The following is a 24,684-nucleotide window of genomic DNA, read 5'->3' as shown; positions in this document are numbered from 1 at the left end:
GGCCAGCGGGACAGGAGGCTTCTTTCGCAAAAGTGACGGCCGCACACGATTGAGTGAAGGACGGCCCGCCACCGGAGCATCCAGCTCGGCAAGAGCGGGATGCGAACGGCCCGCTCCAGGTAAAATTCTCAGGAGAGTAAAAAGATGAGTTTGTTCAGCAAGAGGGTCCTCCCGTTGACGTTCCTCGGTGCCGCAGCCTTGCTCGGTGGCTGCGTTGGCGACGCTTCCCTCGAAGGCGATGAAGGGCAGGAGACCCAGTCCGACGTGCCGGCGGCTGATCCCGAGTCGGCGGACGCGATCGACCCCGACGCGGCGGAGGCGGTTGGAACCGCGCAGCAAGCGGCAAAAGCCAGTTGGACGTGCTATGTTCGTGACGATGACTGGAATTCGGGGTCGGGCATCAAAATCGCCGGCTATGTCACAATCTGGTGGGGCTATCAGCAACATGATGCCACATGGGCCTGCAACGCTTGGCGCTCGGCGTGCGGTGGGCAGTGCTGGGCAGAATAAGGCTGGTAGCCTGAAGATTCCGCCAATGTAGTTGTCGCATTCGGCTCCGCTCGAGCAGCGAGCGGTTCCTTGCCTGAAATCTCGCTGAGGTCGCCAGGTTTGCGCGGCCCGAGGCGGACAGCACCAACCGGTGGAGGCGGCCATCACGATCCGCGGGTTCCGGACGCGATCTCGCCGTTAGCACCAAACGCCCCTCAGCGCATTCACCCACGATTTCCGCCGCCCATGATCTCTGCTTGAGCCTGGCTGCTGTCGGTTGACCCTGCGCAGGCGTGTACGGCACTCGGCATCAGCCGCGCAATCCTCTACCGGCAGACCCGGCCCGCGAAGCCGCCCGCGCTGCCCAGGCCCGCTCCGAGCCCACGCCGGGTCAGCGCCCCCGAGCGGCAAGCCGTGCTCGACGTGCTGCACAGCGACGAGCTCGTCGACCAGCCCCCGCCGGAGGTCTACGTGACAGGCGTCCGAGATCCCTCAGGGGGACAGGATGAGCACCTTGACCTGACTCGGCACGATCCGCATTCCGGGGCAGTTCGTGGAGTTCTGCAGGCTCATGCTGGTCAGCCGGGTGGCCGGCATGCCGCCGACGAGGCATGTGAACGCGGCGGTGATGTGACGGGAAGGCCCCATGACCGAGCCGGACGCGACCCCCAGGGCGACGCCGGGCTGATCGCCGACGGAGATGAGCTGCGTCGTCAGCAGGTTATGCGCGGGCGCGCACATGAACAGCACGTTGTACGCGGCCGGCGCGCTCACCGGGCCAAAGGACATGTTCGGATAAGGGATCGGGGCAGGCACCGGCGGGGTGAGGCACACGTCCGGAAACCCCAGGTTCATCCCGCCCATCTGCGTGTTCGCGAACATGATGCCTCCTCAACCCAGGTGGATCTGCTCGCCGTCGATCTTGACGAGCTCCTGCGCGGTCACCAGCGTGTTCTCGCCGCGCAGGCTCATCGTCTTCTTCGCGACGTAATCGACCCGCTCGGCCCGGAGCTGCTCGCTCTCCTCGACGGTGCGGTAGGAGCGCTTCACCCGCTGCGAGAGCCGCTCCAGCACGGAGTCGAGGCTCCCGGCGAGGACCTTGGCCTTGCCGATCTCCGCGCGAAGGAGCGTCCCGACGAACGAGAGGCTCTGCAGCGCGATGTTCCCGTCGACGGCGTTCACCGAGAGGCCCCCCGAGACCACCGCCACCTCCTTGGCCGAGACCAGGCCGATGCCGTCCTGCGCGGCGACGCTGAGGCGACCGGCTGGCAGCTTGATGTTCAGGTCGCCGTCCGCGACGATGCTCCCGGGCGCGCCGTCCTCCCGCTCCAGCACGGAGAGCACGTAGCAACGCCCGTCGGTCGCCACGGCGACGAGCACGAGGTCGCCTGCCTCGGGCTCGAGGAGGCACCCCTTGGCGCGCTTCGCCCGGAGCTCGCCCGCGTCGGTCTCCACGACGAGCGCCGCGCCGTCGGCGCGCACCACGGTGCCGAACTCCTGAGTGACCAGAGCCCTCGTCTCTTGCTTTCTCGCCAGACTGCGCATGATTCCCTCGTCAACGCGTAGACGTCTCGACACCCGCGGCCAGAGGCTCCGAGCTCCCCCGGCTGCTGCTCACAACCCGTGATTGCCACTGCTCCGCCTCGGCGAGATCCGCGTCGTCGCCGAGGGCGGCTGCCCGGTTGGACCACACGGCCCCTTCGTCCTTGATCCGATGGAGGCGCGCTCGAAACAGGGTCGCCCTCGAGAAGTCGCCGGCCGAGACGTCGGCGTGGGAGAGGTCGGCGTACGTCAGGTTGGCGCCGTTCCAGCGCGCGCCCGCGCACGCGGCCCGCGTCAGGATGCACATCTCGAGGTTGGCGCCGGCGAGGTTGGCCTCGATGAGGCGAGCGCCCACGAAGACCGACTCCTTGAGCACGGCCCCGGCGAGGCTCGCGCGGGTGAGGTTGGCATTCACGAAGAGCGCCCGGCCCGCGAGCGCGCCGTCGAGCTTGGCACCGGAGAGGTTCGCGTCCTTGAAACCGCACTGCGTCAGCGTCGCGCCGGAGAAGTCGCAGCCGCTGAGATCGGCGCCCGTGAACTGCGTCATCGTGAACGACATCCCGCGCAGGTCCTGGCCCGCGAGCTTCCCCTCCACGAGCACGACGAGCTCGAAGACGGCGCCGCCGAGGGTCGCGGTCGAGAGATCGGCGCGCACGAGCGCCGTCTGCTTCAGCACGGCGCCCGAGAGGTCGATCCGCTCGGTCCGCACGTCCAGGATGGCGGCGCGGTCCAGGTTGGTGCGCGCGAGCCGGGCGCCCGAGAGGCTCGTGTTGATCACGCTCGCGAGGGTCAGGTCTGCTCCGCTCAGGTCGATCCCGGAGAGATCGCCGCCGGTGAGCTGCGCTGCGATCAGGGAGACGCCGTCCAGCTTCGCCCCCGTGAGATCACAGTCCACCATCGCCGCAAGGTGCAGGTTGGCGCCGGACAGGCGCGCGCCGCTGAAGCTGCAGCCGGTGGCGGTCGACTCCTTCAGCCGAGCGCCCGAGAGGTCCGCGCCGGCGAAGCTCACCTTGTCGAATATCGCGCCGGAGAGGTCGGCGCCCGAGAGGTCGACGCCCGAGAGGTCGACGTCGGAGATGATCTCGCCGCCCTGGACCAGCTCGACCAGATCATTTCTGTCCATGGTTCTCCGGCGGCGCGACGAAGCGCACGTACTTTACATTGGCCCCCTTCAGGCTCGTCGCGGCGTTTCCGCGCATCTTCGCGGCGTCGACGCGGAACAGGTTGGCCCTCTCGAAGTTCGCGTCGTCGACCTTCGCCTTCTGCAGCACGGCCTCCATCAGATCGATGCCGGACAGCGAGGCGCCTGTGAGGTCTGCCCGCGTGAGCATGGCGCCCACCGCGACGGCGCGATCCAGGCGAGCGCCCGTGAGGTCGCACTCGCTGAGATCGGAGCTCCGCAGGTTGGCCTCGGTGAAGTCGCTCCCTCTGAGGCAGGTGCCCCGAAGGTTGGCCTGCTCGAGCGAAGCGCCGCGGAAGTCGGCGCCGGCGAACGACGAGCTTGCGATGATGCGGATGTTGTCGAGCTTGGCGCCGCGGAAGACGGCGCCGTCGCCCTTGCCGGTGATGAACACCGACGCGCGGAGGTTCGCGCCGCGAAAGTCGACGCCCTGCACGTTGGCCTCGATGAAGGTGCACTGCTCGAGGTCTGCGCCGGAGAGCTGGGCACCGGAGAGGTCGGCGTTGATAAGGACGAGGTTGCGCGCGGTCACGCGGCTGAAGTCGGCCCCGTCGAAGGTCGCCTCGGACAGGTCGGCGTCCGACAGGCGCGCGCCGGTCAGGTCGGCGCCCGACAGGTTGGCCTTGGCCAGCACGGCGCCGGTGAGGTCGAGCCCGCCGCCCATCTTCACGTCGCAAAGGTTCGCTCCGCCGAAGTTCGCGCCGGCAAGGTTCGCCCCGGTGAGATCTGCGCCGAGGAGATTGGCCTTTGCCAGGACCGCGCCGGCGAGGTTCGCGCCGCACAGCCGGGTGCCCGTGAGGACCGCGGCCTCGATCAGCGCGCCCTCGAGATCGATGCCCGACAGGTCGAGGTGCGAGAGATCGGCGCCCGTGAGATCGCGCCCCGCGAAGCTCTCCCCGGCCCGGTGCCCGGCGGTCACCTCTTCCCGCACGCGAGCGGCCTCCTCGCCGCCCAGCCGGGAGGCCGCCGGGTAGTGGTGTGCGAACTTCCGGTAGGCAGAGCGCATCTGCTCCTCGACCGCGAAGAGGCGCGCCACGAGCTCCGGATCACCGAGCTGCGCCTCGAGCTCGGGCCACTCGACCCCGCCGTTCCGCGCCATCTGGGCCACGTCCTCGAGCCGCTCGAGCTCCTTCTTGGCCGAGAACCGGGGCGGGCCGCCGGCTTCCTTCTGCCGCTCGCCCATGATCGCGTCGTAATCGAATCCGTGCTTCTCGCACTCGGCGCGCGCCCTCTGCTCCTCGGCCGCGCGGCGCGCCTCCGCGTCCGCCTTGACCTTCTCGGCCTCGGTCATCGCCCGCTCGACGTACGCCGGCAGCTCGTCCAGGCTGGGCTCGGTCACGTCCTCGTCCGGCGGCAGCGGGGCGACGAACGGCTCCGGATCGAGCCCCTGCGCCCGGATCTTCGCCTTGATCTCCTCGAGCTGCCGCTCCGCCTTCGCGCGGGCGCGCTTCTGCAAGAGCCCCTCCGATCGGAGCAGCCTGGTCATCTCCGCTTGAGGATCGTCCGGCAGCGGCCCCGCGCCCGGCTGCGGAGGCGGCATCAGATCCGCGTCACGCAGGAGGAAGAGGTGCCCTTTCTCCTTGTCCAGCCGCTGGGTCATGACGGTTCGGTAATGCTCGACCGGCCTGGGCTCGCCCATCGCCTCGCAGCCCGCGACGATGTGGAGCACGTCGGCCGCATCGTCTTCACGGATCTTGAGCACCCCGCGATAGACGAGGATCCCGCGCTCGTGGTGGGGGAAGAGCCGGACGGTGTCGAGGCGGGTCGCGATCTCCCGGAAGGACTCCCCCTCGCCGGTCTTCTGGTTGATGAAGCACCGCGTCGCCACCCCCGGCAGCGCCCCTTCGATCCGGGGCTTCCCGGGGTGCATGTTCTCGATGACGAACGCCTCGTCGCCCCGGAAATACCCCTCGATCTGCTGGTCCGGCGGCGCGGTGTTGAAGAAGCTCCAGTCGAGGTCCTTGGCGAGCTCGGGGAAGCGCTCCTTGAGCCACGCTTCATCATACGTCCCGACCTTGGAGAAGCGCTGTGGCCAGGTCGGATCGTAACCTCCGAACCCGGCGGGCGGAGGCCGGTCGCCGGGCGACCGGACGAGGCGGCGCGGATCCTCGATGTTGGGCAACGGATGGACAGAGCCGCTCTCGCCGCGCACCGGCGCGAAGCCTTTGCCGATCGGGTTCGGCGCGTAGCCCTCGCCGCCGAAGGCGTTCTGCCATGTGATCGGCATCTCGGCGAACGGCTCCGGATCGGTCATCCCCAGGAGCTCGAAGCGGCGGTCTCCGACGACATAAAGAGTCTTGTCGATCGCCCCGAGCTGGACCCGCACCGAGCACGCGGTGCGCGGCACCGCGCCCGCGGTGAAGCAGCGGCCGTTCACGAGCAGCTCTCCCCGGAGCTTCGGCATGCACTCGTCGAGGATGGCGTCGCTCCCGAGCTCCGTGCCGGCGAACCTCCAGAGGCTCTGCTCGTAGAGCAGGTGCCTCGGCGCCTCGAACGGGAAGAAGACGAGGAGCGTGACGACGAGGTACGGCTCGCCGTCGTTCTCGAACACCTTGGTGAGCAGCCCCAGCCGGTTCGGCTTGATGGTCTTCATGAGGTTCGCTGCAGGCTCCCGGGGTCTTCTGCTCGGCGCCGCGCTAGTGGAACATGTGAAGAAAGGATTGCCAGACGTGAGCCCCCGTCGAGGTCACCTTGGCGGCGGCAGTCCTGCTGAGCGTTACCCCTGAGGTGCCGATCTTGACGGCCGAGTTCTTCATGTCGAGCAAAGTAACGTCAGTCTTGCCTTTTGAATTCTTGTAGTTCCAGCCCCAGATGATCTCCGCCTTCATCCCGGCGATGACATCCAGCTTCAATCCCACGACCAACTCCGTCCTTTGAGGGGCGACGACGTTCAGAGTGCCGAAGCCGTAGGTGAGGTTGATCAGGCCGCCGAAGGTGTTTTGAATTCTGACGCCCTGAATCTCGCGGTAGTCGGATTTGGCCTTCGCTCTGAAGTGCTCTGCCTGGATAACGTAGTTCCCCCCCGCGATGTGCTCGACGTTGCCGCCCGGGATCTCGACCTTCCAGCCATCGTTGAACTTCTCGTGCTGAAGGCCGGTGGTCTCCTCGTACCGGCCGCCCGTCGTCACCTTCGTCTCGTGATGGCCCTCGTACCGCTCCGTGACCTTCCCGTGGACGGTCGTCTCCTCGGCGCCGTGCTCGGATTTGCGCAGGTTGGTGACCGTGGTGGTCTGGGTGTCCAGGTATGTTTCCGTGACGGGCTTGGTGACCGTCTCGTTCTTCGTGTCCTTATAAATCTCCGTGACGGCCTTCGTGACGGTCTCGTTCTTCGTGTCCTTATAAATCTCCGTGACGGAGCCGGTGACGGTCTCTTTCAGGTAACCGCCGACCTCGATCTCCATTTGATCGTCGACGTTATCTTTCCTCCAGGTGCCCGTCTGGATCTCGAGCGACTTGCCCGTCTTGATCAGGGCGGTGCCGTCCGTCCTGGAGATGAAATTGTGGTGATCGTTGGGCGCGCCCATGCGCAGGATCGTGTTCTCGGTCGGTGTGCTGACGGTGATGCGCTGCGAGCCCGCCTGGTCCTCGAGCTCGATGCGGTTCCTGCCCCCGGTCTGGATGACGTTCCTCGTCCTGTTGGCCGAGGTGACGGGGCTCGGCGTGAGCGCGTTGGGGGCGACGCCGGCGATGACGGGGCGGTCCGGATCCCCGCCGAGGAAGGTGCACATCACCTCGGTGCCCTTGCGCAGGGGGAAATGGAACCCCTCGGTGCCGCCGCCGTGCGGCTGGAGCATGCGCACCCAGGTCGAGGCCTTGCCGCCCCGGAGGTCGCTCTCATCGAAGCTCAGCTTGACCGCGTAGCGACCGTGCTGGTCGATCTGGGCGTACTCGCTGTCCGCCGGGCCGTCGACGACGGCGTGCTCGGTCCCGTAGATACGAGGCCACGGCGTCCGCTGCGGCGCCCGGTACTGGACGGTCGAGGAGACGGCCTTGACCTCCATCCGATACACATCGTCCCAGGTGAGCCCGATGATCTGCATCAGCTCCGGCGCCCAGCCCGTCTGGTTGCCCCAGTGCTCGACCTCGGTGGCCAGATAAACCGTATTCAACGCCGGCCTCGGATGCTCTTCGAGCTCGAACGTGTACCCGGGGCGCATGTGGAACGCCGCCCCGGCGCCGTGGTAGACGACCTGGCCCGCGAGCAGCTCCTGCGCCTTCACGGCCGCGAGGCGGCTGCCCTCGGCCGGCGTGAAGAAACGCGCGCCGTGGACGCTGATCTCGCCGAGCCCCTTCGCCGCGACGGGCGCCCTGCCGGAGATCTCGATCGCGGGATTGTTGTAATCATAGTCGCTCATGCGGACCCTGGACGGCATCGACGTGTGCCGGCACGTGAAGGTCCAGAGCACCTCTCCCTTGGCCCTGTGCTCGCTGAACTGCGGGACATACCGGACCGCCTTCTGGCCGAGCGGGACGTGGACGCCCTTGTCGTCGGTGATGATGAGCGTCTCCCCGTCGTCTCCTTGCTCGAAGTAATAATAGAGCCCCTCGCGCTCCATCCACCGCGAGATGAAGTCGAAGTCGCTCTCGCCGTACTGGCACACGTGCTCCTGCGGCTTGTAGCTGCCGATCAGCCTGAGCTCGTACTCCGAGACCCCAGCGCCCGAGAGCACCGTCTTGATGATCTCGGGCACCGTCTGGTCGGTGAAGATCCGGCTATGCAGGGAGATGGTGAGCTTCCAGAGCTGCGGCACGAGCACGGCGCGGAAGACGGAGCGCTCGCCAAACGCGTGGATGAGCTCCACCGTCGCGAAGATGCCGTTCACGAGGAAGGGAGCCCCGCCGTCCGACGGGGAGAGGCGGAGTGTCGCCTTCGTGCCCACAGCGTCGGCGAGGTCGAGATCCTGGCCCACGTAGTTCGTCATCACGAGATAAATCTCGAAGACGTACGGCTTCGACAGCCCCTCTGTCCCTCGAAAGCCAATGACCCGCGTGGCGGCAGGGAGCGCGCTGGCGCTGACGGTGAACGCATCTTGCATGGTTGGATTTCCCCGTTATCGGTACGCGTTGGCTCCTGGCGCCGGAAGAACGTCGACTATAGAGGCGATTCCTGGAAAGCAAAGCGATGATTGCATGTCACGACGGCGCGTCGCCATCGTGTGATCCGCACACCTGACATCGCATCGCACGGATCAACCGGCCTGCGCCGCGGGGGCGTTGCTGTCCGCGGGCTGCCGCGGCGCTCCGCGCAGCGTCGCGATCTCGGCCTCGACGTGCGCTCTCAGGCGCGGATCGCCGGCGAGCCGCCTGGCCCAGAGCCGCTTCATCTGCGCCCACACCGTGCGTCGAATGGCGAGCGGATCGAGCGCCGCCGCCGCACCGTCGCGCTCGGTCGCGACGAGCAGTCGCGCATAATCGGTCGGATGCACAACGCCGCGGATGGCCTCCCAGGCGGCGAGATAGGCTGCATCGAACCGATCGCGGAGCGGTCGCTCGCGGCGTCGGGCCTCCTCCGCCATCGCCTCTTGCCATCGCGCCTCGGCCTGCTCCCAGCGCTCATCGGAGAGGCCGTGCGCGCGGAGCACGTCGGCCCGGGGGACCGGCCGCTCCGCGAGCTCCGCCGCGATGATCGCGCACCGCTCGACGCTGACCTCGTCGCCCTCGCCGAGCGGCGGGAGCGGCCCCGGGACCTCGTCGCCCTCGCGTCGGAGCTCGCGAAAAAAGCGAGACGCGGCCGGCTGCTCGGACGCTTCCGAGACGAGCCCCGGGACCGCGGTGGTGTCAAGGGGAGCCTCGAAGCACGCGGGCGCCGCCGCCGTCAGCGCGGAGGTCGCGGGCCCCACGGACGCGGAAGGCGCCCGCGCAGCGCGCTCGCCGGACCAGGGCGCGCCAGGGATCGGCAGCTCGGGCGCGACGCGCGGCGGAAGCGGCGGCGCGGCAGGAAACGGCGTCGCGGGCTGACCGGTGGCCCGCGCCTCATCCTCGCTCGACAGAAGCGTCGTGCTGGTGAAGATGGCAGGGATTTGATCTGCGACCGGCCCAAGCTCGCCCTGCGACGCCGGCGCAGGGGCTGCGGGCCCGAAGGGGAGCGCCGGGGCGCGCATCGACGGCTCGTCCGGCTCCACGGGGAGCGCGAGCGTTTGAAAGAGGGACGCGGCGGACAACGGAGGATCGACGATCTCGACGTCCTCTGCGGAGAGGCTGATCGGGAGCTCCGGGGCGAGCCGCGCCTCGCCCGCCCCGTCGGGCGCGTCCGTAATCCGGGCGGTCTCCTGGGAGCCCAGGCGGAGGGAAGGCGGATGCGCCGGCTGGGCGCGCTCCTGCTCCTCGAGGCGCACGTCGGGCCATGCGATCTCCTCGCCTTCGATCTCGACGCCGGCCACGATCCGCACGGCCGCGAGGGCGTCCTCGCCGGACACGGGGAAGACCCGGCGCCACACGACCGTGCACCGCTGCTCGACGCCGTCGATGCGAAGCGTGTCGGCGTTGAGCTCGAGCAGCTCGCCGTCTGCCGCGGCGGAGGCGGCGAGCCCCCGGATCCGCGCCACCCCGCGCGCCCCGGGCAAGCGCATCTGAAGCCGTGGAGCCGCCGGATTCACGTGCTCGAGCACGATCCACTCATCGCCTTGCAGGAATGCGATCCGCTGGTCGGCGGGCGCCGCCTGGAAGTACGACCAGTCGAAGCCCGCGGGGATGTCGGCGTTCGGCCCCTCGAGCGCCTTGCGAGGCGTGCTGCCGAGCAGCCGACGGCGCACCGGCGCGGCGCGCGCGAGCGGCGCGAAGCCAGCGAGGCGTGCGGGATCCTGGGGGTCGAGGATGTTGGCCGGGCCATCCATCGGCTCCCCATCGAACGGATTTTCCCACCCGTTCGCGCCGCCAACCGCCCTCTCGTACACGAGGGGTATCTGCCGGAAAGGGCCCTTGTCACGGACGAGGAGGCGCTTGTCGAGCACCCAGCCGCCGGCGCTGTAGATCGCGAGCCGCACCGGCAAGGACTGGACCTCGGTGCCGCGCGGCGCGTGCGCGTCTCCGGTGAAGACCACATCGGCGCGACCGAGGTAGGGCGCGAGGTCCCCGCTCCAGCGGATGCTCCGCGCCGGGTTTTTGCCATGGTGGACCTCGGCGCCGAGGATCTCCTGCGGATCGGTCCGCCACATCACCGCATCGATCGCAAAGGCGAAGCTCGCCTTGGCGACGACGGTGATGTAGTGCCGGCCCTGCGTGCGCCAGGCGATCGCGGCGGCCGCGGCGCCTTTCAGCGGCGTCACGGCGCCGCGCAGGAGCGCGCTCATGATCGTGCTCTCGGACGGCCGCTCCCGGCCATGGCTCGCCTCGGCACCATGAATCGCCTCCCACGTTGAGTACCCTCGCTTGTGTGAAGAGCGTGCGGCAATCTCGCAATCTATGTGTGACTTCAGCGCCCGCGCACGGCGCATCTCATCGTCGGCGGGTCGTGCCATGCGCTCCGCGGAGGCGGCCTTCCATGCCGACGGCTGGCGCGGGCGAAGCCTGGCAGGATCGTCGAGGGCATCCGCAGAAAGCCTGGCATGTCGACGGCTTGTCACGCGGGCTGGGTGTTCCAGCAGGTGACCCGGGGCACGCGGTCAGCCCGGCAGGCCGTGCATCATTCTCGTCAGGGGAAGGCGTGCCTCGATCCTCGGCCGCGCGAGCCGTCAGACGCGCGGCGCCCTGTCCACGCAGGCGACCGGCGGCATCGCCTCCAGCGCGGCGACGCCTTCCCCCGCAGCCTCATGCGCCTGGCGGGGATCGATGAGGAGGATCCCCACGCTCCTCACCATGACCAGGCGATCGGAGTCTTATCACGAACATAGCAGCCGTCGCCGTGGTTGTAGCAGCGCGCGACCCAGTTCTGGCAGGCCCATAGGGCATCATCGGGGGTATGGCCCCACCAGATCTTGACATGGCCGACGTCGACCCATTTGCCCCACCATTGCCAGCAGATCCATTCGCTTTGGGTCACCGCTTGCTGCGCGCTTCCAACCGCCTCCGCCGCGTCGGGGTCGATCGCGTCCGCTGACTCGGGATCAGCCGCGCCCGCCTGGGTCCCCAGCTCGTCATCGCCTTCGAGGGAAGCGTCGCCAACGCAGCCACCGAGCACGGCTGCGGCGCCGAGGAACGTCAACGGGAGGAAACTCTTGCTGAACAAGCTCATCTCTTTACTCTCCTGAGATTTTTTACAGAAAGAGACCGTTCGCATCCCGGTCTCTCTCGCGCCTGATGGATGCTGCGGTGGCGAGCCATCCTTCACGCAATCGGGTGGGGCCGTCTCTTTTCTGAAGGGTGCGGCAGGCACTGCCGGTCGCCGCGCGGCGCTACGGCGAGCAGGCGCGCCAGCGGACTGCCGGGCGCTGGCGCGCGGGTGATCAGGCCGCCGGCGCGCCGCTCGCCGCCGGCGCGGCCATCCCTGCCTCCTCACCCTCGGGCGCGGGCTTCGCCGAGGCAGCGCCCGCCGGCCGGCGGGTGAAGAGCCCCGCGACGAACCCCACGAAGGCCAGGACGCCGACGATGAACAGGCTGTCTCCGACGAGCCGCATCCAGCGCAGCGCCTCGAGGACCGGCTGCTGCAGGAACTCCGCGCTCCGCGCATACCACAGCCCGCGCTCGACGCTGGCCCACGCCTGCGCCAGCCCGATCGGCAAGAGGCTCAGGAGGATCATGAGGCCGAGGCCGCCGTTCATCCCCCAGAACGCCACCCGGAGCCGCGCCTCGTTCCACACCGCGTCGGGGCGCAGGCGGCGGAGCATCACCAGCACGAGGCCGAGCGACAGGAGCCCGTAGACGCCGAAGAGGGCGGCGTGCGCGTGCACGGGGGTCGTGTTGAGGCCCTGCATGTAATAGAGGGCGATCGGCGGGTTGATGAGGAAGCCGAACACCCCAGCGCCCACGAAGTTCCAGAACGCGACGGCGACGAAGAACTGGATGGGCCAGCGATAGGCCTGCATCCACGCGCTCCGGTGCTGCATCTGCCAGGTCTCGTGCGCCTCCATCCCCACGAGGACGAGCGGCACGACCTCCAGGGCGCTGAAGCTCGCGCCGACCGCCATCACCGAGACCGGCGTGCCGCTGAAGTAGAGGTGGTGGAACGTGCCGGGGATACCCGAGACGAGGAAGATGCAGGTGGACAGGAGCGCGGCCCGCGCCGCGCTGTCGGGCCGCACGAGCCCGAACCGGGTGAACAGGAACGCGATCGCCGCGGTGGCGAACACCTCCATGAACCCCTCGACCCACAGGTGGACGACCCACCAGCGCCAGTACTCCATGACCGACAGGTGCGTCTTCGCGCCGTAGAACAGCCCCACGCCGTAGAACATCCCGATCGCCACCGTCGCGCCGGTGAAGAGCAGCACGATGTGCCGGCTCATGTCGCGCCGCGAGAGCGCGGGCCAGAGCGCGCGCAGCATCAGGAAGAGCCAGAGCGCGAGCCCGCCGAAGAGCGCTATCTGGAAGGCGCGGCCGAGGTCGACGTACTCGTACCCCTGGTGCCCGAACCAGAACGAGTGCTCGAGCGCGAAGCGCTGCTTGACCGACAGCCACTCTCCAGCGAGCGAGCCGAAGACCACGAGGACGAGCGCCCCGAAGAGGACGTTCACGCCGAGCCGCTGCCCCCTCGGCTCTCGCCCGCCCACCGCCGGCGCGAGGAACAGCCCCGCCGCGAGGAACGCGGTCGCGATCCAGAAGACGCCGAGCTGGACGTGCCAGGTGCGCGTCACCGCGTACGGAAGGTAGTCCGCGACCGGCAGGCCGAAGACCTCGTGTCCTTCCACCGTGTAGTGCGCGGTCAGGGCGCCGAGCGCGACCTGGAGCACGAGCAGCGCGACCACGACGACGCAGTACTTCCCGACGGCCCGCATCGACGGGGTGAGCACCCACCCCGAGAGCGGGTCGCGCGCCGGCGCAGCGACGGCCGGCTCCTCGGTGCGGCGGAACGCGTGGTACCAGACGAGCGCGCCGATCCCGGCGAGCAGCAGCACGACGCTCACGATCGACCAGATCACGTTGGCGGCCGTGGGGACGTTTCCGACGAGCGGCTCATGAGGCCAGTTGTTGGTGTAGCTGGCGCCGGTGCCAGGGCGCTCCGCGGCCGTGGCCCACGAGGTCCAGAAGAAGAACGCCGTCAGCTTGTCGCGCCGCCCGGCGTCGGGGACCGCGCCCGTGTGCAGCGCGTAGCTCTCGCGCAGGCCGGTGAGGCTCGGCTCGTCGCCGAAGAGCGCGCGGTAGTGCGCCGCGGTCTGCTCGATCGCCAGCGCGCGATCCTCGGAGACCGTGAGCGCGCCGGTCGCGGCGTCGTAGCCGTTGTGGCGCATCGTCCGCTGGAGCCGCGCCTTGAGCGCGGCCTGCGCCTCGTCCGGGAGCGCCGCGAACGCCGCGCCGTGCTCTCGCTGGCTCCAGAGCGCGAGCTGCGCCTCGGCCTCGCGATGGAGCCAGTCGGCCGACCAGTCCGGCGCCTGGTAAGCGCCGTGCCCCCAGACGCTGCCGACCTGCTGTCCGCCGATGCTCTGATAGACAAGCTGCCCGTCCAGGATATCGTCCTTCGTGAGCAGCACCCGGCCGGACGGCGTCTCGACCCGCTCCGGGATCGGCGGGGCCTTGCGGTACACCTCCCGACCCATGAAGCCGAGGATCAAGAAGCCAGCGGTGATGACGGCGGCGAGCGCCAGCCAGAGTCGTCGTAGGTTATGCATAGCGACCTCGTTGTTCGCGTGAGCCCCGGCGCGCCCGCGCCTCCGCGGCGCGACCTCGAGGGCTCCGGTCGTGACGCCCGGCCCTGAAGCAGCCGGCGTGCCGCTGCCGCGCGCCGGTGCCGCTCGCGGCGCACGGGCTCGCGCCGGAGGCGCCGGGGCGCACGTTTTGCACGAAGGCGCACCCTCGGCTCGACATCCTCTGCCACGCCGAGGCGCCCGTGCGCTTCGCGCCGGACACCGAGCTGCCGGATCCGTTCGACGGGCTGCTCGCGTCGGACGCGACCGCGCCGGCGCACGTGCACGCGTGCCTCGGCTGTCCGCTGCGGGTCGAGGGCACGCTCATCGGGCTCCTGACGGCCGACGCGCGCGACCCGCGCGCCTTCGAGGGGGTCGACGCGGCGACGCTCTCCTGGCTGGGCGCGCTGGCCGGCGCGGCGGTGCGCACGAGCCAGCGCATCGACGCGCTCGAGCACAGCGCCGAGCGGCTCGGCCTGGTCGCCGACGACCTCCGGCGGGCGGCGGAGCGGGAGCGGGGCGCGAGCCTGCTCGGGACGAGCCCGGCGATGGTCCTGCAGGCGTCGCGGGGCGTGCCCCGCGGGGCGCCCGTGGTCGTCAAGCCGGCCCACCTCGGGGTCGACGTCGCCGCGGCGCCGGAGCCCGCGCCGCGCGAGGACGACGCGGAGAAGGCGCCCGCCGCGGCGGCTGCGCCGCTGAACGAGCAGGTCGACGCGTTCCAGCGAGGGCTCATCGAGCGGGCCGTGGCGCAGCAGGACGGCAACTGGGCCGCCGCGGCGCGATCGCTCGGGATGCACCGCAGCAACCTGCACCACCTCGCGAAGCGGCTCGGGCTGCGCTGAGGCGAACGGGGACGGCGAAGCGCCGCCGTCGCGCCGGGGCCTCCGGGTGAGGTATCCTCGGCCGCACGCGCCGCTCCCCTACCCCGGCGCCGTCGCGGAGGCCCTCCCCATGTTCAAACGCATCGCGCACGTCTGTCTCAACGTGAGGGATCTGCAGCGCTCGGTCGACTTCTACGGCAAGCTCGGGTTCGCCACCAAGTTCAGCTTCACCCGCGAAGGCGCGCCGTTCGGCGCTTACCTCGAGATCGCCGACGGCAACTATATGGAGATGTTCGAGGACCGGAACCTCGGCGAGGTGGTCAATACCGGGATCGCCCACTTCTGCCTGGAGACCGACGACATGGACGCCGTGATGGCGACGCTGAAGAGCCGCGGCGTCCCGTTCACCGAGAAGAAGCTCGGCTGCGACAACACGTACCAGATCTGGCTGGCGGACCCCGACGGCAACAAGTTCGAGGTGCACCAGTACACGCCGGCCAGCACGCAGTACACCGGAGGGGTGATCGAGGCGGACTGGTAGGTAGCCGGCCACCGGGGCGGCAGCCGGGGTTGGATGGAGGGGCGCTCCCCCGTCTGCTCGTGGAGAGAGGCGAGGAGATCGGCGGGCTCATCGGTCCAGAGGAGCGGTGGAGCGGTGGAGCGGTGGAGCGGTGGACAGAGGAGCAGCCGAATGGCAACCCGAGTCCATGGACAACCGAATCTCAGGTCGCGCGTGGGCCCGGCGTGGGGCGGCTCAGGTGCTCTTGGTTGGCGCCGGCGCGGGCGCGCTGGCCTCCTGCTCGCCCAAGCGCGCCGAGGTCACACCGCAGCCAGCGCCCACCGACAGGATCCTCACCGGCGCCGACGCGCTGGGCGACTGGACAACGGACGCGCCGGGCGTGAAGCGCAAGATCACCGTCGCCGACCTCCCCGCGCCCAACGAGGGCGAGTCGGTGACCAACAGCCCGAGCAAGGCAGATCGTCCAGCCGGTGCGTTCCCCAAAGTCCCGTCGGGATTCACCGTCACCGAGCTCGCCACGGGTCTGGAGAAGCCGCGCGTCGTGCAGGTGGCGCCGAACGGCGACGTGTTCGTGGCCGAGAGCGCGGCGGACCGGGTGCAGGTGCTCCGGGACACGGACGGCGACGGCAAGGCCGATGTCCGCAGCGTCTACGCCGAGGACCTGAACCGCCCCTTCGGCATCGCCTTCTATCCGAGCGGGACCGAGGCGCCGACGCACGTCTACATCGCGAACACCGACAGCGTTGTGCGGCTCCCTTACAAGGCGGGCGACACCAGGGCCAGCGGCCCGGCCGAGGCGCTGGTCACCAACATCCCCTCGGGCAAGGAGGCGGTGGGCGGCGGCGGCCACTGGACCCGCGATATCGTCTTCAGCAGGGACAACCAGCGAATGTTCGTGTCCGTGGGCTCCCGCTCCAACGTCGATGACGACGACGACGAGATCCGCCGCGCGTGCATCCTGGCCTTCACGCCCGACGGCAAGAACGAGGCGCTCCATGCGTCAGGCATCCGCAACCCGGTCGGCCTGGCCATCGAGCCGGCGACGGGCGCGCTCTGGACCAGCGTGAACGAGCGCGACGAGCTCGGCGACAACCTGGTCCCCGACTACGTGACGCGCGTGCAAGAGGGCGGCTTCTACGGCTGGCCCTGGTACTACCTCGGCGGGCATCAAGATCCGCGGCACGAGGGCAAGCGCCCCGAGCTCCGGGACAAGGTCGTCGTGCCGGACGTGCTGATCCAGTCGCACTCGGCCTCCCTCGACCTCTGCTTCTACACGGGCCAGCAGTTCCCGGCCGACTACCAGGGACACATCTTCGCGGCGGAGCACGGCTCGTGGAACCGCTCGCGGCGCACCGGATACAAGGTGATCCGCATCCCGGTCAAGGACGGCAAGGCGGCGGGATATTACGAAGACTTCATGACCGGCTTCGTCACGAGCACCGGCGACGTGTGGGGTCGTCCGGTCGGCGTCGCCGTGGCCAAGGACGGCGCGCTGCTGGTGACCGACGACCAGAGCAACACCGTGTGGCGGGTGGCCTACCGCAAGTGAAGCCACGATGCGGCGCGGCCGGGGGTCTTCCAGCGCGCTCAGCGCGGGCGGCGCTTCGGGCGACCGAGCAGCAACCCCAGCGCCGCGAGGAGGAAGCCCGCCTGGGCGCCGGAGTCGCTCGCGTCGTTGCCCACGGCGCAGCTGCAGCCGGAGCTGGAGCTTTCGCCTCCTGTCGAGTCGCCGGTTCCCGAGCTGGCGTCCTGTCCGTTCGCCCCCCCGGACGCGGTGTCCATCGCGCCGCCGCTGCCTGCGCTGCCGCCTGAGCCACTTACCATGACCCCGCCCGCGCCTCCGGCTCCGGGCTCGCCCCCCGCGCCTCCGGCTCCGGGCTCGCCCCCCGCGCCTCCGGTTCCGGGCTCGCCCCCCGCGCCTCCGGCTCCGGCCGCGCCACCTGCGCCTCCGGTGTCGCTGCCGCCGGGGACAGCGCCGGGACAAGCTGCCGTCTCTGGATCCTGACCACCGGCCGTATCGAGGCCGAAATAAGCGGCGACGGCGGGTCCGTCGAACGGCACAGCGTGCCCGACGCCGTCCATCGAAAAGGCCTCATAGACCGTGTAGCCGCAGGAGCTCTTCCAGGACTGGCGCGTGGTTCCGCGCTCTGGCGTGTCGGTCCCATCCGGGGTTTCGCTCAACCCCAGGAGGTTCGTCCACTCTTTGACGTCTTCAGCCATGTTCTTGTAGCTGAGGATCGTGTCGGCGGTGCCATGCCAATGCTGCAGGCGCGGGCGATGGCCGGTGTAGCCGGGATAGTACGAACGAACGAGGTCTCCCCACTGCTGCCCGGTCTTCGTGACGTTGCCGCCCCCGCAGGGCCCGCTCCACTGGGCCGAGCTCCCCGTCCCGGTGACGTCGTTGTAGCCCTCGGCCCAGCAGCCACACGGAACGCCCATGAGCGACACGCCGGCCATGAACACGTCGGGGTACACGCCGAGCAGCGCCTCGGTCATGATGCCGCCCGATGACCCGCCGACCGAGTACACGCGGCCAGCATCGCCGCTGTACTTCGCGAGCGTGTATTTCACCATCTGGACGATGGCCCCCGTGTCGCCGCCGCCGCCGTGGGCGAGCGATCTCGTCGATCCCGCGTCCCAGCAGTTCTGCCCGGTGGCCTCCGGGAAGATCATGATGAAGCCGCTGGTGTTCGCTATGGAAACCAGGCTCGACATCTCGCTGAACGTCCCCTGGCCATTTCCCTGGCAATGATGGGGAGCGACGACGATGGGCGGTTTGGTCGCCAGCTTGTCAGGCACGTAAATGTACATGTTGACATAGCTGGGCAGGCCGTCCGCCCCCCATTCGCTCTGGTTGACTTTTTGTAGCGATGCCCCGCGCGCAGGCAGCGCAACGAGCAGCGCCAACGAGAGCGACGCGAGCCCGAGGACGTGACTTTTGAATTGGTCCATCGAACAGAGACTCCATGTCAACGACAACCTGGCACGCGAGCCAGCACCGCTTTGTTTCGCGCACTCTGGAGCGACAAAGTGGTTGAAACCCCGAGAAAAAGCAGAAATTTCACAGGGAGACGGGGAGGCGGGGAGCGAGAGACGGCGAGAAGGAGAGATTCTTTTTGTCTTCCTCCCCGCCTCCTCGCCTCCCTGTGAAATTTCTCCGGATTTCAACACGATTGGTGTTCTAGAACTGACTCAGGAACGTCCATACTTCCTGGGGCATCCATGACATCTGCTGCCCGCCGTCGTTCGGCGACGGAGTATGACCACCGTCGTAGTCACACCAGCGGGTGGGGTGCCCCGCGGAGCAGCCCTTGTAGTCCGAGCAGGCGTGGCCACCTCTGGGCGCCTTGGCCAGGGCCTCCACCATGCATCCATTCTGCTTGGCGAAGAAATCGCTGTTGGAGGTTTGTCCGGCTCCGCCGCTCTCCTGCTGACCCAGCGAGGACATGAAGGCGACCGGCTGACAGCTCGCCGGCCGGGGGAGACCGCCGCCGGAGTGGACCACCGCGGCGCGGTAAACGTCCGGACGCGCGCAGGCCAGCGTCCACGCCATGGCCCCCCCCTGGCTGAAGCCTTCGAGCTCGATGCGCGAGGTGTCGATGCAGAGATCACCCGTGACCTGCTCGAGGATGTCGTCGACGAAGGTCACATCGTCGTCGGCTGACCAGAACCCGCCGACAGCGTCGGGCGCGATGAAGATGGTGCTCCCTTCGGAGAGCGACCAGAGCCCGAAATACGAGGGCGCGACTTGGCCGCTGTTGCCCGTGGCCCCGTGGAAGGAGAGAATGAGCCGGTACGGGTGGCCGTTGTCGTAGTCGTCGGGGACGTGCAGGGTGTACTTGCGGCTCTTCCCGCCGCTCTGCACGGTGCCGGCGCCGTTCTGAAGCGTGCGCATCTTGCCGCAGCCTGCGGACTTCACCGCATCACCGCCACCTCCGCCCCCGCCGGCCTCAGCTGCCCCGGCGCCGCCCGCGCCACCCGTTCCACCCGAGCCCGCTCCACCGGCGCCGGCGGTCGCTCCGCCGCTACTGGCTGCTTCGCCGCTGCTCGTGCCGCCGGAAGTGCTGCCCGACCCAGCGGTTACGCCGGTCGACGCCCCGCTGGCGGCCGACACGCTCGAGCTGCTCGCGCCCGCAGCTTGTGCCGCATCGCCGCTCTCTTCGCTGCACGCCAGCATCGCGACGCTCGAGAGCAAACAGAAGACATGGAAGCGACTGACGGCTTTCTTTTCGTAGTGCACGATGCCCCTCTGGTTGCGTTATGTCTGCGCGAAGCGCTCACTCGATGCCGACGACGGCGAACGGCGAGATTGGCGGACAGGTGGTTGCCAGATGTTCCACGCCTGGAGCGCGCCCTGATGTCACCCCAGCCGAGCCCAACTGCTGCTCCTCCTTTCCCCCGGCATGCGCCTCGTCCGGAGCCACGGCGCGACCGTCAAGGTGAACGCGCAGAAGGACGCAAGACCCGGTGCGCATGGCGGCCCATCCAGGGGAAGGCAAAAGAAGTTTCGGAGCGCCGAATGTGAACGCTCACATGTTCGGCGTCAATCACAAACTGGCGCGGCGAGCGTCGACGATCGTCGGCGAGCGCGAGGCCCGCGCCCGGCGGGGACCGGAGCTGGTGGCGCGGCATAACCGCGCCTTCGAGCCTCACGCTCGCGTCTCCGCCCCCATTCGCACCGACGCGTTGCGGCGCGGGCCTGCCGCGCCGACGCCGCCCGAGGGGCGAGCGGCGGCGAGTCCCGGGCGCCGCGGCGCGGTGACCACGGCGGGAGAGCGCGCAGGCGACCGGCCGCCCGCCGCGTCACGCTCACTCCGTCGAGGCTCCGCACGCGTGCTGCGGCGCGCTGACGTAGGCCTGACCGAGCTCGTTGAGCTCGCCGTCGTCGCCGAGCAAGCTCGCGTGCCGGACGTTGTCGGCGCGGCCCGAGAACCACGCGTACTTCGCGATCCGGGGCTCGTTCTCGAGGTACGCCAGCGCGTCGACAAGGAACTCCTTCTGCTCGGCGAGGGAGCCCGCGCTGTCGCAGGCGAACTCCGTGAGCCAGAGGGGCTTGTCGAACCGTGACTTGTACGTCTCGACGTGGTTGATGAGCCACTGGGCCTGGTTGTCGCCTTCTCCCTTGCAGCCGGTGTAGATGTGGATGCCGATGTAATCGACCCGGCACCCGCTGCACGCGGCGAAGAAGTCGTGCAGGTATTTGAAGGGATCGGTCTCCTGGCAATCGCCGCCGCAGAAGTTCACGGCCGGCGACACGAGCGCGAGGCCGCGCGCGTCGGCCACCGCCTCGACGTGCGGCCAGAGCGCCGCGGCTTCGGCCGCGGAAAGGTCAGCCTGCGCCCCGAAGTTCGGCTCGTTGAACCCCAGCAGGAACCTCGCCCCCTCGGGGATCTCGGAGGCGATTCGGCCGGCGGCGGCGCTGTCGAGGTTGCCCCCGCCCCACACCATCGGTACGTACTCGACGCCGAGCGTCCTGTAATGGTCGGGCCGGACCCCCTCGTCCGGCACATGAGTCCAGTTGTACCACCAGGACACAGCCGGGGAGAGGACATCCATGTCCGCCTTCGAGTGATAGCCATACGCGAGGCCGCGCTTGCAGCCCGCCGGCGCAGGGCCGCCGCTGCCGCTCGAGCTTGCCGCGCCGCTGCCGCTCGAGCTTGCTGCGCCGCTGCCGCTCGAGCTTGCTGCGCCGCTGCTGCTCGCGCTGCCGGCGCCGGCGCCGCTCGAGCTTGCTGCGCCGTTGCTGCTCGCGCTACCTGCGCCGGCGCCGCTCGACCCTGACGACGCCTGTGCCTCGTCGTCGCTGCCAGAGCACGCCGGCACGCCGGCGAAGGACGCGATCGCGGCGATGAAGACCCACCGCACCGGAAGCTGACGGAGATTGTGCATCGTGTTCCTCGGTTTCATGGGGCTCATTCGGGCAGGCGCATCGAGAGCATGGCGTCGATCGAGCCGCGCGAGAGCCCGCCCGGCAGATCGGGGAGCATCTCGGCCGCGGCGGAGGGGATCCTCTCGGGGTGGATGACCGCGACCTGGATCGTGCGCTGCGCCTCATCGAGCAGGATCATGAAGTAGCGATCGCCGCTGGGCCGGCGCCACGTGGGGCAGCCGTCCGAGGGTCCGCCGGCCTCGATGACGGGCCCCTTGTCGTAGGCCTTTTGCGCGCACGCATCCACCACCTCGACATCCTCGGCGAACTCGTCACGATCACAGCCGGTCCCGCAGACGCTGCCGCCGATGTGCCCCTCCTGGTACGAGCGGACACCGGTGCTCATGAACTCGCGGTTGCTGTACTCGTTGTTGTCCATCACGACCTCGAACACGTTGATCTCGCCGCAGCCGTCGCCGACGGTGCCCGTCTTCGAGTAGCAGTTGCAGAGCCCGTTCCACTTGCGGCCGCCGTCGCGAATGAGCTCGGACGCGACGAACGCGACCCACGGGCCGGGGTGGCCCTGCCCATCACCGTCGCATTTCTCGACGCCCGCGTCGTCGAACGTCATCGACGCCAGGAAGACAACGAGCTTCGAGCCCGCCCAGCCGAGGTGCATGACGCCGGGATCGTCGGGACAGTAGTAATCCTTGCCGTCACCGCACGCGAAGGGCTTGTCCTGCGTGAAGTACGTGACGCAGTCCTTCTTCGTGAGGTCGCCCGTGAAGTCGGCGGAGGTGGTCTGCCCTTCCGTGACGAGCAGATTGGAGCCCGCGCCGACCTTCGCGTCCCACGACGAGACCATCTGCCATGCGGAAGGGTCGCTGCCGGGCTGATAGACGGCGAGCTGCTTCACGCGGATCGCCTTCATGATGAGGGTCATCTCTTCATCGAACGGGGCGAGCTCGTCGCTCGTCGTGTGATGCTCCGTCATGCAGCAGTGCCCGCCCCAGGTGTCGTCGCCGTCCTTGTAGTCGCACGCCGGGTCGCCCGGCTCGCGGTCGATGCGGCGGGGCCACCAGCCGGTCGCGCCGATGTTCGTGAACGTCATCGTCCCGCCGCGCGTCGGCGTGCTCGTCTCAGGGACGTGGGGGCCGAGACCTCCGCCCGCGCCCGCGCCCGTGGTGCTGGCGGACGGGCCTGCGCCGGCGCCCGCCGTGCTGGCGGACGAGCCTGCGCCGGCGCCTGTCGTGCCGGTGGACGGACCTCCGCTCGCCTGGCCCCCCTGGCCGCCCTGGCCGCCGACATCGCCTCCGTCACCGCAGGCGCACGCGAGGAGGACGAGAGCAGCCTGCACGATCAACGAGGAGCGCTTCATCCCCGTGACTGTCTCCGGGGCGCGCGCGTTCCGTGATGGAAAACAGAGGGGTCGGAGCCGATTGGTCATCGAGAGGCCCACATGGGCGCCGCTCGGGCCCGACCCGAGCAGATCGAGCGCGGTCGAGCCACGACCCATCCCGGAGCGAGGTCGCTCGAGCAGACATCCGCAGGGGCTTCGACCTCGCGCCCGTGCTCCCCGAGAGCCCGCCTGACGCTGCGTAGCGCCCTGGTGCGCCTCGACGCCGACTCGCACGCTCGCACACAGGGTTCATGAAAAAGAGATCGGCTCCAATCGCCTCACGCAAACCGGACCGACGGGCGGCGGAGACAGCAAAGTCGACTCCGAACATCTCCCGCGGGAGGGGCCATCCGCTCCACCCTGCCCCGTCAATGCGGCCCGGGCGGCGAGGCTTATCGTGCCGGGCTCATCGGTAGCGCTGATTCGAGGACGTGCGATCGTCGGACTTTTTACCTGCTAGGGTGCGCGCGGGAATATCGGTCTCGCGATCCACCCGGCTCGGACAGGAGGGGGAAGTGAGGACGGAATTCTTGTGCTGTGAATTTTCTTGCTGAGCAGGAGGCCTATGAACCAGCATGTCCGATGCGCCCTTTCGGCGTTGCTTGCGGCGGTGTCGGTGAGCGTGGCAGTGCCGGTCCGGGCGGAGGTGACCCTCTCGGACGATGTATCGCCCGCGAGCCCGTCGGACCCGTGGGACCTCGGCGATAGCCCTCTGCTGGTCGGCGGCACGATACCGGGCACGCCCCGCTCGGGGAGCGTGCGCGTCTCCAACAGGGGGAGGGTGCTCAGCCCCGGCGCCATCATCGGCGGGCCTTACGAGGGCTCCGGTGCGGTCGAGGTGGTCGGGTACGGATCGCGGTGGACCAACAATGGCTCTCTCGCGATCGGCGCAGGCCACTTCGCCTGGGGCTCGCTCATCGTACGGACCGGCGCCGCGGTGATCACCGACGACCTCCTGGTCAGCGGGCCGTACTTTCACGCCTACGGCGACGTGCTCGTCGAGGGGTACGACGCGACCCTGACGAGCCGAACCAACGCCTACATCGGTGACCTGTGGGGCGGCAAGATCGAGATCCGAAAAGGAGCGAGCTTCTTCTCGCACAACGTCTATTTCGGTGCCAACGCCCCGGAGGACCCTTTCCGCCCGATCGAGGCGTTCGTCACAGGCTCCGCGACGAGATGGGTGAGCACGGGGGAGTTCGTCGTCGGCGCGGGCAGGGCCGCGCAGCTGTCCATTTACCGGGGCGAGCTCTCCACCGTGGACGCGCAGGTCCTCGGCAACGAGCTCGAGAACAGCGTTGTCAGCGTGAGCGGCTGGGGCGGCACCTGGACGAACGCGGGGCTGCTGTCGGTGGGGGGAGACGATGGAATCGGCGGGATCGCCCTCGGAGCGCTGGGGACCCTGGCCACGGAGCAGGCCGAGATCCGCTCGCGAGGCGGCGCGGCGTACATCTACGTGACCGACGTCTATGCGTCGTGGATCAACGGCGGTGACGTCACGATCCTCGCGTCCACCGACTCGTCGGTCTATCCGGCGCTGCACATCGACGGGGGAGGATCCGTCCGCATCGGCGGCCTCCTCCGGCTCGCGCCGCTGCCCGGCGCTCCCGGCGGCCCGAGGTGGGCGGTGCGGCTCGCGGACGGCGAGCTCATTGCGGGAGAGATCGAGGTCCAGGCCAGCGACGTCATCGATTTTTACCGGGGGCGCCTCGAGACCAGCAGCTTCACGGGCGATCTCGCGAACCCCGCGCTCGGCACGCTGGTCGTGGGCGAGGTGTACCCCTCGACGAGCGTCGCCGGGAGCTACAGCCAGGGCTTGTTCGCGGCGCTGAGCGTGACCGTCGCCGGGCCGAGCGCCGCGCCGCTCCTGTTCGTGGACGGGGACGTGACCCTCGACGGGGCCCTGGAGATCCACGTGGAGGACGGGGCCATGCCCTTCGAGGCCGGCGACACCGTCGCCGTGCTCGGCTGGAGCGGCGCCCTCCTGGGGACGTTCTCCGAGGTGAGCGTCGATGTGCCGCTCGCCCCCGGGCTCGCCTGGGACACCTCGGCGCTGTACACGACCGGCGAGATCGTCGTCGTGCCTGGTTGATCGCGGCCCGAGCCCGCCGCGGGGACGACCTGCGGCGAGACGGAGATGAGCCGCCAA

Annotated in this window: 19 protein-coding genes; 6 read left to right on the top strand and 13 right to left on the bottom strand. The window is 69.3% G+C overall.

Going from position 1 to position 24,684, the window contains the following annotated elements; translation table 11 throughout:
• The first annotated feature begins 174 nt into the window (after positions 1-174).
• A complete protein-coding gene (locus WME73_RS18425; protein ID WP_437916527.1) occupies positions 175-510 on the top strand; it encodes a hypothetical protein in 336 nt (111 codons plus the stop codon).
• Positions 511-981: 471 nt separating this feature from the next.
• On the opposite strand, the gene WME73_RS18420 is transcribed toward WME73_RS18425, so the two are convergent.
• The 9 genes from WME73_RS18420 to WME73_RS18380 form a co-directional block, all read right to left on the bottom strand.
• Positions 982-1,371, bottom strand: a complete 390-nt coding sequence (locus tag WME73_RS18420; protein WP_272095087.1) for a DUF4150 domain-containing protein — start codon at positions 1,369-1,371, stop codon at positions 982-984.
• A gap of 9 nt (positions 1,372-1,380) precedes the next feature.
• Complete coding sequence (locus WME73_RS18415) at positions 1,381-2,034, bottom strand: DUF3540 domain-containing protein (RefSeq protein WP_437746741.1); 654 nt, start codon at positions 2,032-2,034, stop codon at positions 1,381-1,383.
• Positions 2,035-2,044: 10 nt separating this feature from the next.
• Complete coding sequence (locus WME73_RS18410; RefSeq protein WP_437916526.1) at positions 2,045-3,154, bottom strand: pentapeptide repeat-containing protein; 1,110 nt, start codon at positions 3,152-3,154, stop codon at positions 2,045-2,047.
• Complete coding sequence (locus WME73_RS18405; RefSeq protein ID WP_437916525.1) at positions 3,141-5,804, bottom strand: DUF2169 family type VI secretion system accessory protein; 2,664 nt, start codon at positions 5,802-5,804, stop codon at positions 3,141-3,143. Before WME73_RS18405 ends, WME73_RS18410 begins: the two co-directional genes overlap by 14 nt.
• Before the next feature lie 43 nt (positions 5,805-5,847).
• Positions 5,848-8,247 (bottom strand): type VI secretion system Vgr family protein, encoded by a 2,400-nt coding sequence (locus WME73_RS18400; RefSeq protein ID WP_437746738.1) that lies wholly within the window; start codon positions 8,245-8,247, stop codon positions 5,848-5,850.
• A gap of 153 nt (positions 8,248-8,400) precedes the next feature.
• Positions 8,401-10,500 (bottom strand): DUF2169 domain-containing protein, encoded by a 2,100-nt coding sequence (locus WME73_RS18395; RefSeq protein WP_437746737.1) that lies wholly within the window; start codon positions 10,498-10,500, stop codon positions 8,401-8,403.
• 381 nt (positions 10,501-10,881) lie between these two features.
• Positions 10,882-11,007, bottom strand: coding sequence for a hypothetical protein (locus tag WME73_RS18390; RefSeq protein WP_437916524.1), 126 nt, complete (start codon positions 11,005-11,007; stop codon positions 10,882-10,884).
• Positions 11,001-11,381 carry a hypothetical protein gene (locus WME73_RS18385; RefSeq protein WP_437916523.1) on the bottom strand — a complete coding sequence of 127 codons (381 nt, stop codon included), beginning with the start codon at positions 11,379-11,381 and terminating at the stop codon, positions 11,001-11,003. Before WME73_RS18385 ends, WME73_RS18390 begins: the two co-directional genes overlap by 7 nt.
• A 211-nt stretch (positions 11,382-11,592) precedes the next feature.
• On the bottom strand, positions 11,593-13,911 hold the full coding sequence (locus WME73_RS18380) for a nitric-oxide reductase large subunit (RefSeq protein WP_437916522.1): 2,319 nt from the start codon (positions 13,909-13,911) through the stop codon (positions 11,593-11,595).
• Between the two features lie 116 nt (positions 13,912-14,027).
• Here WME73_RS18380 and WME73_RS18375 point away from each other — a divergent pair, with 116 nt between their 5' ends.
• From WME73_RS18375 to WME73_RS18365, 3 genes are all read left to right on the top strand, one after another.
• Positions 14,028-14,768: a GAF domain-containing protein gene (locus WME73_RS18375; protein WP_437916521.1), complete on the top strand. Its 741-nt coding sequence runs from the start codon at positions 14,028-14,030 to the stop codon at positions 14,766-14,768.
• Positions 14,769-14,877: 109 nt separating this feature from the next.
• Positions 14,878-15,288 carry a VOC family protein gene (locus WME73_RS18370; protein WP_437872618.1) on the top strand — a complete coding sequence of 137 codons (411 nt, stop codon included), beginning with the start codon at positions 14,878-14,880 and terminating at the stop codon, positions 15,286-15,288.
• 217 nt (positions 15,289-15,505) lie between these two features.
• The gene (locus tag WME73_RS18365; RefSeq protein WP_437916520.1) at positions 15,506-16,816 is read left to right on the top strand and encodes a PQQ-dependent sugar dehydrogenase; all 1,311 of its coding nucleotides are present in this window, start codon (positions 15,506-15,508) and stop codon (positions 16,814-16,816) included.
• 38 nt (positions 16,817-16,854) lie between these two features.
• On the opposite strand, the gene WME73_RS18360 is transcribed toward WME73_RS18365, so the two are convergent.
• A complete protein-coding gene (locus WME73_RS18360; RefSeq protein ID WP_437916519.1) occupies positions 16,855-18,219 on the bottom strand; it encodes an extracellular catalytic domain type 1 short-chain-length polyhydroxyalkanoate depolymerase in 1,365 nt (454 codons plus the stop codon).
• A gap of 229 nt (positions 18,220-18,448) precedes the next feature.
• On the bottom strand, positions 18,449-19,186 hold the full coding sequence (locus WME73_RS18355; RefSeq protein WP_437916518.1) for an alpha/beta hydrolase family esterase: 738 nt from the start codon (positions 19,184-19,186) through the stop codon (positions 18,449-18,451).
• Between the two features lie 130 nt (positions 19,187-19,316).
• Between WME73_RS18355 and WME73_RS18350 the strand changes: the two genes are divergently transcribed.
• Entirely contained in the window at positions 19,317-19,502 is a 186-nt protein-coding gene (locus tag WME73_RS18350) for a hypothetical protein (RefSeq protein WP_437916517.1), read from the top strand.
• 574 nt (positions 19,503-20,076) lie between these two features.
• On the opposite strand, the gene WME73_RS18345 is transcribed toward WME73_RS18350, so the two are convergent.
• Together WME73_RS18345 and WME73_RS18340 are read right to left on the bottom strand one after the other, a co-directional pair.
• Positions 20,077-21,156, bottom strand: a complete 1,080-nt coding sequence (locus WME73_RS18345; RefSeq protein ID WP_437916516.1) for a glycoside hydrolase family protein — start codon at positions 21,154-21,156, stop codon at positions 20,077-20,079.
• Positions 21,157-21,179: 23 nt separating this feature from the next.
• Complete coding sequence (locus tag WME73_RS18340) at positions 21,180-22,514, bottom strand: DUF2403 domain-containing lipoprotein (protein WP_437746730.1); 1,335 nt, start codon at positions 22,512-22,514, stop codon at positions 21,180-21,182.
• Positions 22,515-23,100: 586 nt separating this feature from the next.
• On the opposite strand from WME73_RS18340, the gene WME73_RS18335 reads away from it, so the two are divergent.
• The gene (locus WME73_RS18335; protein WP_437916515.1) at positions 23,101-24,627 is read left to right on the top strand and encodes a hypothetical protein; all 1,527 of its coding nucleotides are present in this window, start codon (positions 23,101-23,103) and stop codon (positions 24,625-24,627) included.
• The last annotated feature ends 57 nt before the right edge of the window (positions 24,628-24,684 follow it).

Source organism: Sorangium sp. So ce302, from assembly GCF_051530145.1.
Classification (GTDB): Bacteria; Myxococcota_A; Polyangia; order Polyangiales; family Polyangiaceae; genus Sorangium; species Sorangium cellulosum_B.
Note: the sequence above shows the minus strand (reverse complement) of the source record. Positions and strands in the feature narration are given on the sequence as shown.